Here is a 12127-nt window from a genome sequence, read left to right as displayed (position 1 = left end):
TCATTTGGAGTGGTCATTCTAAGCATTAGGGGGCATGAAGATTGCATTATGTTTTAATATAGTTCATAATGGAACTATTCGAATAAGGACTAAATAGACAAGGAGTGAGTAAATGTCGGATTTTCAGCAGGCGGGGGATGTTATTAAAGCAGTTGTTGGCATCCACAATACGTTGGTGCAGATTACTCGGAAGTATGAGTCTGAGCTTGGCTTGACCTTTTTGCAGTTGGCGATTGTGAATACTATTCGCTTTCATGCAGGCGGGACGCTCAAGCAGGTTACTGAGCAGCTTTCTTTGTCTAAAAGTACGGCTAGCACACAAGTTGATTTGCTCGTCGGAAAGGGGCATGTTCACCGGGAAGTATCCAAAACGGATCGTCGGGAAACAATGCTTACCTTGACGAAACAAGGAGACCTAGTCGCTCAAAAAAGCATCCTGATTTTGCCGTTCTATCAAGCCACAGCAGAACAGCTTGCAATAAAATCACCAGAAGACACGCGTATCCTCATGGAAACACTCGAGCAATTACTGGAACAACTACAAAACCTGAAAGGAGAGAAGAAATAATGGCTATTTTAACAACGATATTTATTTTAATTGTTGCAGTACTGCATTTTTATATCATGTATTTTGAAATGTTTGCCTTTACAAAACCTCGGACTCTAAAAACCTTTAATATGACAAAAGAGAAGGCGGAAAGCGGGAAAGAACTTGCGGCAAATCAAGGTCTTTACAACGGCTTTCTAGCGGCTGGTCTCGTATGGAGTGTGCTTTATCCTGATTCCACTATCGGTCTTCAAATCGCTTTGTTTTTCCTAAGCTGTATCGTAATCGCAGCGCTTTATGGCGCGGCAACCGTCTCCAAACGGATCTTTTTTGCACAAGGTATCCCAGCGATCATCGCACTTATTTTAACAATTATTAGCTTGTAATCACATCAAAAAACGGCATGCAGTCACTAAGGACTCATGTCGTTTTTCGTTCCACCAATGTAAATTCCAGTTCTAGTAGCGGCTCCTCCTTCACGTCTAGCTGGTTCAAAATAATCCGAAACGCATTCTCAGCCTGCAAATCAATCGGATAATGAATCGTCGTCATATCAAACAATCGCGCCACATTATTCGTATCATCAAAGCCAACGACCGCGACATCCTCAGGAACCCGAATCCCAATCCGCCGTGCTTCTGCGATGAATCCCGACGCCAAGTAGTCCGTCGGGCAAAGAATTGCATCCGCCTTCACATCCTGCGCCAGCCACCAATGTGCAATCTCTTCCCCATGCGTAATCCGTCCCTTATTATAGAAATGCTCCATCTCATTTGGATCAAGCTCATACTTCTCACAAAAATCGGCAAAGGCCCGCATCCGACCACGCGTATTTTTCCCAGACATCCGACCATAAATATTCACAATCCGCCGGTATCCGCGCGCGTATAGATGTTCCAAGCCGAGCATATAGCCATCATACTGATCCATGAAAACCGAAGCAACACTTTGTAACTGTACCCGTTCCCACGTCACGATTGGCCCATATTTAGCGTATTTCTCAATGTCCTCCCAAGGGCTCGCCCGCAACACAAAAACAAGCGCATCAAGCTGTTTATGGCGCAACATTTCCAGTGCTTCTTGTTCCCGCGCCTTATCGCCACTCGTCACAAACACCGTCACATTATACCCCTTACGCTGCGCCGCCATCGAAAAACTACGTAAAAAAACACCCATCGAATTATCAAACGTCAACGCCACAATTCCGATCATCATCGTTTTTCCTTTTAATAGAGAAACCGCGTTCCGATTCGGTGCATAATCGAGCTGGTCGACAATCTCCTGTACACGTGCGCGCGTCTCGTCACTCACATAGCCACGACCACTCACGACCCGCGAAACAGTCGCTGCTGAAACCTCAGCCAATTTTGCGATATCTTGAATATTCGCCATTTTATCCAACTCCTCAAGCTTCTTCCATCTATAGTATACCGCAATCCGAAAATTTTATCCCCAATAAAAAAGTTTGGAATTAATCCTTGACCTGTAATGCATTACATAAACTACAATAAAGAAGAGCAGAACAAGCAACCGCTTTATAAAAATTTTTGGAGGTATGTAAAAATGAGTAAAGGCGTAAAAATTGTTACCATTGGTGGAGGATCAAGCTACACTCCAGAGCTAGTAGAAGGGTTTATTAAACGCTTCGATGAACTACCAATCAGAGAATTATGGCTTGTTGATATTGAAGCTGGCCGTGAAAAATTAGAAATCGTTGGCACGATGGCAAAACGCATGGTAAAAGCAGCTGGGATTGATTGCGAAGTACATTTGACTCTCGATCGCCGCGAAGCTTTAAAAGATGCCGACTTCGTCACAACACAATTCCGTGTGGGCTTACTGGAAGCACGTATCAAAGATGAAAGCATTCCATTAAGCCATGGAATCATCGGTCAAGAAACAAATGGAGCAGGTGGGATGCTTAAAGCCTTCCGTACGATCCCTGTTATATTAGGTATTGTAGAAGACATGAAAGAATTATGTCCAGACGCATGGCTGATCAACTTTACAAATCCAGCTGGTATGGTCACCGAAGCCGTTCTTCGTTATGGGAAATGGGATAAAGTCATCGGTCTATGTAATGTACCGATTGGTGCCATTAAAAGTGCATCGGATGTCCTGAAAAAACCAGAAGAAGACCTATTTTTCAAATTTGCCGGTATCAACCACTTACACTGGCACCGCATTTTTGACAAAGACGGCACTGAATTGACCGAACAAGTTATCGAAGGCCTTTACGCACCAGATGCAAACCCAGAGAAAATCGTCGAAAACATCAAAAACATGCGTTTTCTATATGAACAAGTTCGCAATCTGAAAATGCTACCATGTCCATACCACCGCTATTACTACATGACAGACAACATGCTAGAAGAAGAACTGGAAGCTTTCAAAACAGAAGGAAGCCGTGGCCAAGTCGTAAAACGCTTAGAAGAAAGCCTATTTGAGCTTTACAAAGACCCAAATCTTGATCACAAACCAGAAGAACTATCTAAACGTGGTGGCGCGCATTATAGTGACGCAGCTTGCGAAATCATCAATTCGATCTACAATAATAAAGGCACAATGATGGTCGTATCTACACGTAACAACGGAGCAATTGACGACGTCCCTTACGATAGCGCTATTGAAATCACAAGTGTTATCCGCGCGCACGGTGCAGAACCAGTCAATTTTGGTAAGTTCCCGCCAGCACAACGCGGTCTACTCCAAGTGATGAAAGCAATGGAAGAACTAACAATCGAAGCAGCCGTAACAGGAGACTACGATACAGCCCTCCAAGCATTCACATTAAACCCATTAGTTCCAAGTGGGGACATCGCTCAAACGGTACTCGATGAACTACTAGAAGCGCACAAAGAACACCTACCACAATTCTTCGCAAAAGTGAACGCTTAAAATAAAAAGAGTGCGCGCCAAATCTTCATTTTCAAGGTGCGCATTTTCTTGTAAAATAATTTCGTCTTTCAAATGAAATTGTGAAATAAAATTACCAACTAGTTACATCTATAGAAATTAAAAGTCTATACATACCAAGTGTGTACAGGCTTTTTTCTGATTACACGGATATGTTCAATGTGTGTAAACGCTTCGTTTTCACAAGCAAACCTTGTCGTATGAAGCGCTTTCAGATCGTGAAGACTTGTAAAAAAACTTGGCACGCTTTTTGCAATATAATTAAATGAATCCATAAAACCTTAATACGAATAGGAGAGGAGGACATCCCTAGCAATTCACAGGTCGAATGGAGGTTGAACGCATTCTAAACAAGAGGAAACAGACATAATGCAGTAAACGCTAACAAAAAGGGTATCCATTCAAAGCGTTTAACTTACAGAATGCTGAGTAACCACAAATCGTTTCAAAATAGGGAGGATAATTATGAACGGACTAACTAATTTTTTAGAAAAGTATTTCGTGCCAGTTGCAGCTAAAATCGGCTCGCAAAAACATTTAGTCGCGTTACGTGATGCATTCATTTCAACAATGCCTATCACAATGGCCGGCTCAATCGCAGTTCTTTTAAATGCATTTTTCAGGGATTTCCCAACGTCATGGGGTTGGACAGGATTTGTCGAAGCCATGCAACCACTTATCGGTGTCAATGGATATGTTTGGGCAGCGACACTTGCCATCGTTTCCTTAGTATTCGCGGTCTCATTAGGTTATAACTTATCGAAAGTGTATGAAGTTGACCGCCTAGCCGGTGCACTTGTTTCACTTGCAGCATTCGTTATGAACTTGTCACAAACAGTAGCTGTCGATCCAATCAAAAATGCGATCTTAGCTGCTAATCCAAAAGCAGACGTTTCGATGATTCAACCAGTTTGGGGATTCCTTGATCTAAACCAAGTGAACGGTACTGGTTTGTTTACAGCCATGTTATTCGGTTTTATTTCTACTATTATCTATGCAAAATTAATGCGTGCCAATATCACTATCAAAATGCCAGATTCCGTACCGCCAGCAGTAAGTAAAGCATTCGCAGCGATCATTCCTGCATTAGTAGCTCTTTATGTCTGCGCGATCATTGACTGGTCATTCGTTAAAATTACAGGCCTTGACGTTATCACATGGATTTCTAAAACAATTCAAGAACCGCTACTTGCCTTGTCACAAGGTTATGGCGCAGTGTTACTCGTAACATTCCTAGTTCAACTACTATGGTTCTTCGGTATTCACGGGCCAAACGTATTGGCTCCAGTTCTAGAATCACTTTGGGGTACAGCACAACTTAACAACATTAACGAAGCAGCAAAAGGTGTTGCAGGATCTGATCTTCCATACCAATGGGTTCGTGGTTCCTTTGATGCTTACGTATGGATGGGTGGTTCAGGTGGTACACTTGTACTTATCATCGCCCTACTCATGTTCTCTAAACGAGCGGACTCAAGAACCGTGGCCAAACTGTCACTCGGGCCTGGTATATTCAATATCAACGAACCGATCATGTTCGGTTTACCAATTGTATTAAACTCTATTTACCTGATTCCATTTATCATTGCACCAATGGTTATGGTAACAGTCGCTTACTTTGCAACAACACTCGGACTCGTTGCACCAGTTAAAATTGCTGTGGTATGGGTAATGCCACCGCTGATAAATTCATTCCTTGCAACCGGAGGAGATTGGATGGCGCCAGTCATATCACTCATAAATATGGTGATCGCCTTCCTAATCTGGGTACCGTTCGTTATTACAGCGAATAAGGTAGGCGTGCCCGAAGAAGAAATGAAATCTTAATGTTCAGCGGAGTTTTTGCTTAGGAGCTAAGCAGCTGTCGTTCCGCTGAGATTTGGTGACACGAACTGGTTTTGGCAGGAGGCCAAGATCGGGATGTGTCACCTGAAATTTTTAGTCTGATGTCGTCCGAGTTGGCGATGTCAGACCATTATGTGAAATCGTGTTTAGTTGATTCTTTACACTCCACACACCGAAAAAGTATAATAGAGGTAATACGTAGAAGGAGGTAATGAAAATGATCGTAATTAGTAGTCCTATGAAACGAGATTTTTTTGTTGAAACGTTGGAGAAATATAATGAAAATGGTGTCACTTTTAAAAAGGTGGACGAAAAAGGAATTAAGTTATATTTCGAAACGACTGCTGAGGATGAAGAAGCTGCGGTTAGAATCGCGAAGGATGTTATGAAGGCAACGGATATTGGCGCCGTTCTTTACTTCCAGGTTACTGTGGAGTAATTATGAAGAGTGCTGCAAACGGACTATTTATAATGAGTATTGGCTTAATTATTATCGTGTTCAGTCCATCAGCGGGCGGAAATTCGACTAATTTGCCAATGATGCTTACAGGAATTTTAGTAGTTATTCTAGGAGCCCTCATGGTGTTCCTTAAGAAGAAAAAAGATAAGAAATCCTAAAGGGAGATGGTATTATGAACGTTTCCAAGAAATTATACATCTCACAAAAAGAGTGTTTTCATACGATTGCGAAATCCGTAATCTACGATGTCAAACAAGCAACCGGCAAAAATCTACCGATGCAAAAGCTAAAGGGGTTCAAGTATCGTCGAACAATGTCAAATGGTGCTGCTGTTGAGACGAAGATTACCGAGTTTCAATTTCCTAATGTGTACCAATTCGAAACAACGAGTCGCGTAAACCTTCACCGGACAACCTATACGGTCACCGAAATTAGTGATCATGTCTGTGAAGTCACATATAAAGAAGAAATTGAAGCTGAGAAGTGGATGCAGAAAATGAATAATATGTTGGTAGGTACCATTTTCGCATTTTTAAGGAAAAAAAGGGTAACACGTTTGCTAAAAGCCATGGAGGATTCGGTGGTTACAGCAAGCAAATAAAAGGGGATCATTAGGCGGTATTACCCCAATAATGGTGGTATCCCAAGTGCCATCAATAAGAAATATCGCTTTTTGATATAGAGGAAGAGCAGTGAGGCATGTCTCACTGCTCTTGCTCGTGGTGTTTGTACTCTATTTTTCACTATAGTATAATACCAAGGGAAGACAAAAAGGGAAAAACAGGCTACAGAGGAGATTTTTATTATGACTGCACCAGAAAAGAGGAAACAACTCAAGCACCCATATCTAGTTAGGTCGCTCAGAGCCGTTTTATTTGGGCTTGTATTATCTGTCGTGTTACATATTTTACTGGATGCATCGCTCAGCGGTTTTAATTTATCAGACACACTACAAATGATTCAGACATACCCCATTCCGTTCCTACTCGGAATTTTAGTCTTAATGCTCGTCTACTTATTTTTAATCTCGCTTATCGGTAATTTATGGGCTAGTACGACGATCTTGGTTGGTACATCTCTCATCGTTGCCTTCGCGAATAATCAGAAATTTCTAGAACGAGGAGAACCTCTATATCCGCAAGAATTCGAAATGATCACACAATGGCGATTCATGCTCTCGATGCTGTCGACGTGGCTTGTTATTCTACTATTTATCGGTATCGCTGTTATTGTTGCGATTGCATGGATACTTGACCGCTATTCACGTAAAATTTCCGCTAAGTACTACGGGCGTGATTTCAAATATTGGGATCGTAAAACACTCATTATTCGTGCTGTGGGACTTGTTTTTAGCGGTGCACTCTTATTCTCGCTCACGAACTTCCAAAATACCGACAACTGGTTGAGAAAGGCGTACAATATCGATGCACAGTGGAAAGACGTGGACCCGAAAGAAAGCTATCAGCAATACGGTTTTGTAGGAGGGCTCATTTACAGCGCGACGGCTAATATCATGGAGGCACCAACAGGTTACAGCGAATCAAAAATGAAAGCAATTACTAAAAAATATCAGGAACTAGCGGATGAAATCAATACCACACGTAATAACAAACCAATGGACGGTGTGAATATTGTCTATGTTATGAGTGAAAGCTTCAGTGACCCAACAAGGCTGAATGGTGTCACAACATCCTCAGACCCTATTCCTGAAACACGCAAAATCATGGAAAAATACCCATCAGGATACAGTTTGTCCCAAGGTTACGGCGGTGGAACAGCTAATATTGAATTTGAAGCCTTGACTGGTTTATCGATGTATAACATTAACCCACAGATTACCTCACCATATCAAATGTTTCTATATCAAAAAGAAAACTTCCCATCTCTGGTCAGCTCATTAAAGCAAAGCGACTATGAAACAATCGCTATTCATCCGTTCAAACCATCTTTTTATCGGCGAACAGACGTATATAATGCACTAGAATTTAACAAATTTATCAGTCGAGATGAAATGAAGCATACAGAATCCCTGGATGACAGCGAATATATCTCAGATGCATCAGCATACCAAGAAACACTAGATCAGCTAAAAGCGAACAAAGCGTCGACATTCATTCATCTTGTTACAATGCAAAATCATATGACATATTGGGATAAATATATTAACACAATCGGTGTAGAAGGCGTACCAGAAAACAATAAAGAGACTGTCGAAACATATCTTCAAGGTATCAAATATTCCGATGACGCTTTAAAAGACTTTGTAGCTGAGTTGGATAACATGAAAGAAAAAACAATGGTCGTTTTCTGGGGAGATCACCTGCCGAGCGTGTTCCCAGAAGAAATCGTCAATCAAAACACAGAACGAACGATGCACGAGACACCGCTCTTCATGTATGCTAACTTCGACTTACCAAAAGAAGACTACGGTACGATTAGCCCCATCTATTTCGCGCCCAAAATGCTAGAACTAACGGATAGCAAGGTCTCTCCATACTATGCTTTACTTACAGAAATGAGTAAGGAAGTCCAAGGGTTGGAGAAAAACGTCCTCATTAATGGCAAGAACAAAACGATTATTGAAGACCAATTATCCACAAAAGCCAAAGAATATCTAGCGGACTATAAGCTAATAGAATATGATCTAGTAAGCGGCAAGGGGTATACTAAGTCAAGATTATTTAAAAATAAATAATAAAAAGGACATTTTCGATTTTTTTCGAAATGTCTTTTTTATTTATGTAGACAAAAAAAGAAACCCACAAAAGTGAGTTTCTTTTATCAGCTAAAATTACGCTTTTTCAACGTTAGCAGCTTGAGGTCCACGTTGACCTTCTTCTACGTCAAAAGTAACTTTTTGGCCTTCGTCTAAAGATTTGAAGCCTTCGCCTTGGATAGCGCTGAAATGTACGAATACATCGTCACCGTTTTCGCGTTCGATAAAACCAAAACCTTTTTCGCCGTTAAACCATTTTACTGTACCTGTTTCCATATCAAAATTCCTCCTCGTGCACACTGGCACATAATATTACTATTCCTGCTTAGCGGTACGAAGTGGAAAGTTATTCACTAATCATTTCTTCACCAACAAAAATAAGTCTAGTTAAATATACCATGCTTTTCTCAATAAAGCAAACAAATACCCTTAAATCTATTAATGATTGTTAAAATACCCTTTCTTCGCGTTTTAAAACAAGTTGGGGAGGCTATCTGCATCTAGCAAATTTTTCAATTTTTTCACATCAGTAATAACCCAGGGTTTCTTATTAGAGATTAAAATTTCATTTTCGCGTAGTTCTAATAATGCTTTTGAGGTATAACCTTTCGATGTGTTGGATAATTCGGCCAAACGATCATACGTTAGGAAAATCGGAAGTTCTACTGTATTAGAATCTTTCCGAAAGCCCAAATCGATGAGGGAAATGAGACTAAAATAAATGCGTTTCTTTGAGCTTAGACGATCCTGTACAGCTATGGCATACAATTCTCGTCGGGTACGAGCCATAAAGCTCATTAAAATATAATTTCTAGGATCTTCAAGTTGCAACATTTTTTTTAGAAATGCGAAATCAATACGCCACCAGATCACATCGGTCAGCGCCTCAATTCTGGAATTATGAGGGATGTCTTCTTGGTATATTGGAAGGAAGGGAAAATTGCCAGGACGAACAAGAAAATGAAAATTTTGTCCAGAACTCCCTTCATACCTGTACTGTACGTACCCACTTTGAACGAGATAAAAGTAATCACGCCGCTTATCAAAAAACAGTTCAGTTCCTTGGGAAATACGTTCTTCTATACAGTGATGGTTAAATTGAGCGTCTTTTTTTAATATTTTTATGATATTAGATAGAGTTGCAAAATTATCAATGGTTTCTTTTAAATACAAGGGGAACGCCTCCTTAATATATTCTTCTATATGAATAAATACCCTAAATATATATATTTGAAAGATCATTTGATGAAAAAAAGTATTAATTTAGTTGTTAACAAAATGTTCATGAATGGCTTGAAAAATAGTGAAATGTAACAATATAGATATTTTCGTATACATCTAGAAGCATATTTAATAAATCAATATGCTTCTAGATGTATATTTAGCGGGAAAAGTAATTAACAAAGGAAGGATATACTAAAACAAGCAAAATAATAAATCAATGAGCGGTGTAGCTGTAGAGATAGGATAGCACAGAATTTTGTACAATACACTCGAAGTCAACTAATACGCAAAAGATGCCAAAAGTAAAAGCAAGAAAACCGGAGGAGTGATGTAATGACAATAGAAGAAATATGCTTTTTTTGAAATAACGTAACAAAATGTACAATATTAAGGCTCGTAAACCAGAAGTATTGTATTTTTTTCAGCACATTTCAATGATACTATACACATATGGCGCTGATCCATAAGAAAAAAATCAAGCGGGGTGAACATTAATGACTACAATAACAAAAGATATTGACTTGCAACAAATTTTGATGCAATATCACGAGAATAATAAGTATTCAAGTAGTATGCACGTAGTCAATGTTAAGAAGGGAGATTGCATATGGGATTTCTCAAGTAAATCAGACATGTGTTTGTTCAATTTAGAAGGTATTGTTTATTTTGAAGAAAGAATAGCTGTGCCTGCGAAAGAAAAGAGCATGCTGAACGCCTTTCTACTATTTAAGAATCAATCATGTGATCTGGATTGGTTATCCATTGACGAGAATGCAGAAAAAAAATTAATTGCACTATCAGAGAGCAAGATCATGCTTGTGAATAAAACGTTTCTAAATAGGCAACTTGAAAACATGTCCAGATCATCAGAGAAATATCATATTAAGTCGCAACAAGAAATGTTTAAGCAACTGTATCAAATCAAATCATACTGGATGTTGCTTCCAGCAGAACAAAGAGTATTTGAGGTCATAGCTTGGTGCATAACATCGAGTAATACGGGAATCTTGCCCAATTGTATTACCCAAGAGATCCTAGCGAAATTAAGTAATTCTAGTAGAGAATATGTCAATTTAATTTTGAGCAAGTTCAAGAAACAAGGCATTATATCATTGAAACCAATCGTTATTACGAAGGTAATTTAAATGATAGTGTAGTGCAAGTTGGAAGGAAGTCGTACTAAAATGAGCACACTATTTATTGAGTTGTACAATAGAGATACAATCGAGGATAAATTTGGTTCAAAATATTTATTAGAACTTCTGAAAGATGATCCGACCTATCGAGTTCCATACACCAAAACAGTGCTACCGAAGGATACAATGCTTTGTAGTGAATTCACACCAAACGATAATATCTATTTCTTAGAATCGGGTGTAGTTGCGTATGAATACAAAGAGCAAATTATATCATTTTCAAGTCAAGGCGATATCATTGGGATGGATGATATCTTCTCATTAAGGAAGAATAGAGATAGTGTCAGGACAATAAGTAGTGCTACAGTATATATATTTCCGAAACAAGATGTGATGGAAAAACTACTTCGCATGCAAGAAGGGTGGCTTTTCCTATATTTAAATAATCATAATCATAATATTTTGATTGCCCATAAATATATATTGATGAGGCAAGTAGGAAAGTTAAGATTAAAAAAGATATTAAGAGATTTTGCAGATAAATATGGCTATAAAGATGGCAAAAATACAAAAATACCAGGATACTTTACTCGAAAAGATCTTGCTAACTACGCTAATCTCAGCACAAACTCCATGTCACAAATATGTAAACATCTTGAAGAAGAAGGTTTTTGTTCTATTAAGGCAAAACAATTTATTTTACTTGACTACACGATGAACGAATAACAAATATATTGATCTAAGAAAGGAAAAGGAACAACTAAAACATGAGTAAAGCATCTAAATTAATAATAATGGCAACGACACTTTTCGTTTCCTCAACGTTACTAGTTGGCTGTGGAGATACTTCCGCGAAGAAAGTAGAAACGAGCAAGGTGAATGAAACAAAGAAACAAGAGCAGACGCAAGGAGATATTAATAAAGCAAAAGAAACGAAACAGCTAATCATTACACCCGTTTCAGTGAGCAATGAAGTTTCACCGGAAGAGAATAAGAAGGGCAACAAACTTATAAAGATTCACTACAAAATCAAAAACAAGTCAACAACAGATTTCACTGTGGCTGCGAATGACTTCATTATCAACATTGGTGAGAATTACTATTACATGGGTAGCGGGATTAATTTTGCAGATACGATTAAACCTGGTCAAACCTCCGAAGGCGATGGCTACTATGAGATTCCGAAGGGTTTCGATACGTACAAACTGATGTATCAACCTTTGGATAGCGATGAAAAAGCTGCTTGGAATATTATTGCTGAAATGAAGAAGTGAGAGGTGTCT

The 12127-nt window shown here is 39.3% G+C and carries 14 protein-coding genes; 11 read left to right on the top strand and 3 right to left on the bottom strand.

What is annotated here, in order from left to right; all coding sequences use genetic code 11:
- The first annotated feature begins 112 nt into the window (after positions 1–112).
- Both HCJ54_RS10390 and HCJ54_RS10385 read left to right on the top strand, forming a co-directional pair.
- Complete coding sequence (locus HCJ54_RS10390) at positions 113–568, top strand: MarR family winged helix-turn-helix transcriptional regulator (protein ID WP_187137581.1); 456 nt, start codon at positions 113–115, stop codon at positions 566–568.
- Positions 568–933 carry a DUF1304 domain-containing protein gene (locus HCJ54_RS10385; protein WP_187137580.1) on the top strand — a complete coding sequence of 122 codons (366 nt, stop codon included), beginning with the start codon at positions 568–570 and terminating at the stop codon, positions 931–933. The genes HCJ54_RS10390 and HCJ54_RS10385 overlap by 1 nt, the downstream gene beginning before the upstream one ends.
- Before the next feature lie 34 nt (positions 934–967).
- Here the strand turns inward: HCJ54_RS10385 and HCJ54_RS10380 are convergent, their stop codons facing one another.
- Entirely contained in the window at positions 968–1939 is a 972-nt protein-coding gene (locus tag HCJ54_RS10380) for a LacI family DNA-binding transcriptional regulator (RefSeq protein ID WP_187137579.1), read from the bottom strand.
- 171 nt (positions 1940–2110) lie between these two features.
- Here HCJ54_RS10380 and HCJ54_RS10375 point away from each other — a divergent pair, with 171 nt between their 5' ends.
- The 6 genes from HCJ54_RS10375 (at position 2111) to HCJ54_RS10350 (ending at position 8463) form a co-directional block, all read left to right on the top strand.
- Positions 2111–3445, top strand: coding sequence for a 6-phospho-beta-glucosidase (locus HCJ54_RS10375; RefSeq protein ID WP_187137578.1), 1335 nt, complete (start codon positions 2111–2113; stop codon positions 3443–3445).
- A 483-nt stretch (positions 3446–3928) separates the two neighbouring features.
- On the top strand, positions 3929–5290 hold the full coding sequence (locus tag HCJ54_RS10370) for a PTS sugar transporter subunit IIC (RefSeq protein ID WP_185409317.1): 1362 nt from the start codon (positions 3929–3931) through the stop codon (positions 5288–5290).
- A 235-nt stretch (positions 5291–5525) separates the two neighbouring features.
- Positions 5526–5747, top strand: coding sequence for a hypothetical protein (locus HCJ54_RS10365; RefSeq protein ID WP_036067252.1), 222 nt, complete (start codon positions 5526–5528; stop codon positions 5745–5747).
- Positions 5748–5749: 2 nt separating this feature from the next.
- Positions 5750–5926, top strand: a complete 177-nt coding sequence (locus tag HCJ54_RS10360; protein WP_065427921.1) for a DUF3188 domain-containing protein — start codon at positions 5750–5752, stop codon at positions 5924–5926.
- A gap of 14 nt (positions 5927–5940) precedes the next feature.
- Positions 5941–6369 (top strand): DUF3284 domain-containing protein, encoded by a 429-nt coding sequence (locus tag HCJ54_RS10355; RefSeq protein ID WP_185409316.1) that lies wholly within the window; start codon positions 5941–5943, stop codon positions 6367–6369.
- 204 nt (positions 6370–6573) lie between these two features.
- Positions 6574–8463 (top strand): LTA synthase family protein, encoded by a 1890-nt coding sequence (locus HCJ54_RS10350; protein ID WP_187137577.1) that lies wholly within the window; start codon positions 6574–6576, stop codon positions 8461–8463.
- Between the two features lie 96 nt (positions 8464–8559).
- Here HCJ54_RS10350 and HCJ54_RS10345 read toward each other — a convergent pair whose 3' ends face one another.
- Together HCJ54_RS10345 and HCJ54_RS10340 are read right to left on the bottom strand one after the other, a co-directional pair.
- Complete coding sequence (locus HCJ54_RS10345) at positions 8560–8760, bottom strand: cold-shock protein (protein ID WP_036061193.1); 201 nt, start codon at positions 8758–8760, stop codon at positions 8560–8562.
- 195 nt (positions 8761–8955) lie between these two features.
- Entirely contained in the window at positions 8956–9657 is a 702-nt protein-coding gene (locus HCJ54_RS10340; protein WP_185409314.1) for a Crp/Fnr family transcriptional regulator, read from the bottom strand.
- Between the two features lie 545 nt (positions 9658–10202).
- On the opposite strand from HCJ54_RS10340, the gene HCJ54_RS10335 reads away from it, so the two are divergent.
- Genes HCJ54_RS10335 through HCJ54_RS10325 form a run of 3 tightly spaced genes read left to right on the top strand, consistent with a single transcriptional unit; the run spans position 10203 to position 12118 of the window.
- Positions 10203–10853 (top strand): helix-turn-helix domain-containing protein, encoded by a 651-nt coding sequence (locus HCJ54_RS10335; protein ID WP_036067250.1) that lies wholly within the window; start codon positions 10203–10205, stop codon positions 10851–10853.
- A 39-nt stretch (positions 10854–10892) separates the two neighbouring features.
- The gene (locus HCJ54_RS10330; protein ID WP_187137576.1) at positions 10893–11570 is read left to right on the top strand and encodes a Crp/Fnr family transcriptional regulator; all 678 of its coding nucleotides are present in this window, start codon (positions 10893–10895) and stop codon (positions 11568–11570) included.
- A 41-nt stretch (positions 11571–11611) separates the two neighbouring features.
- On the top strand, positions 11612–12118 hold the full coding sequence (locus HCJ54_RS10325) for a DUF4352 domain-containing protein (RefSeq protein WP_185409312.1): 507 nt from the start codon (positions 11612–11614) through the stop codon (positions 12116–12118).
- Positions 12119–12127 lie beyond the last annotated feature (9 nt).

The sequence above is a fragment of the Listeria grandensis genome (assembly GCF_014322885.1).
Lineage (GTDB): Bacteria > Bacillota > Bacilli > Lactobacillales > Listeriaceae > Listeria_A > Listeria_A grandensis.
This window is presented reverse-complemented; position numbering and strand designations above follow the sequence as displayed.